This is a genomic window from Streptomyces murinus, assembly GCF_002154555.1.
GTDB classification, from domain to species: Bacteria; Actinomycetota; Actinomycetes; order Streptomycetales; family Streptomycetaceae; genus Streptomyces; species Streptomyces murinus.
This window is the reverse complement of the sequence record NZ_MUNF01000821.1, coordinates 1-831: the sequence shown is the minus strand read 5'-3', so window position 1 is coordinate 831 and position 831 is coordinate 1. Positions and strand designations below refer to the sequence as shown.

Genomic DNA, 831 nt, shown 5'->3' with positions numbered 1-831 from the left:
CGGAGCCTACGGGAGGCTCCGGGGCGCACGGCGCCGCCGGTCGGCCGTACGGATTCTGTCCGCGCCGGTCGGCCATGCCGGTTGTTCGCCCCGGTCGTCCGCCCCGTACGGACGCGGCCGGTCAGCCGCGGCCGCCGTCCCCGTTCTGCCCGAGACGCTCGACTACGTAGAGCCGCTTGTTCCCCGGATCCTCGAAGCTGTCGGCGATCTTCTGCGCCTCGGCCTCGGTCGCGTACCGGCCGACGCGGTACTGATTGCCGTTGTCGTCCTGCCGTATGACGATCCAGGGCAAGGAAGCCGTGCCCTCACTCATGGTCCGCTCCGCCCCCATCGCGCCCTTCACCCTTTCCGGCATCACGGGACCCCCATCCCGTCCCGGGCCCTTGCCGGGCCCCGCCTAAGGAAACCGCAATACGCATATGCCCGAGCGTACGCCCAACCTTCACTCAGCGAATACGCCTTTTCACAAAGAGGTACGCACCCCGCCAGACCGGCGGGGGCGCACAAGAACGAATGCGCCCTGGGCAAGACAACCGGACGCATTCCACAGGAACCGGCGCCCACCTGCGAAAACACCCGGATCGTGGCGTCGGTCACGCAACCCGCGGACCCCCGCCACCGGCGCATCCGCCTCCCACGCGAGCCCGCAATGTGCGCTAGGTCACTCCGTGGCCTACGGGTGGTGTACGACCCTCACCGCACCGGCAGGTGATACGCCACCCGGTACCGGTCCGCCGGAATGACCACGTCCGCGGTCTCCACGGGGCGCCCGGAGGCGTAGTACGTGCGCTGGACGACCAGGACGACATGACCGGGGACGCCACCGAGGAG

At 69.6% G+C, this 831-nt stretch carries 1 protein-coding gene and 1 pseudogene; both read right to left on the bottom strand.

Going from position 1 to position 831, the window contains the following annotated elements; translation table 11 throughout:
• Positions 1-121 precede the first annotated feature (121 nt).
• On the bottom strand, positions 122-313 hold the full coding sequence (locus CCN72_RS35480; protein WP_172427620.1) for an SPOR domain-containing protein: 192 nt from the start codon (positions 311-313) through the stop codon (positions 122-124).
• Positions 314-693: 380 nt separating this feature from the next.
• Positions 694-831, bottom strand: a pseudogene (locus tag CCN72_RS35475) (GntR family transcriptional regulator); the annotation flags it as partial.

Excerpts from the sequence above, each read along its gene's own strand:
- CCN72_RS35480 (WP_172427620.1), bottom strand. The coding sequence starts at position 313 with ATGAGTGAGGGCACGGCTTCCTTGCCCTGGATCGTCATACGGCAGGAC.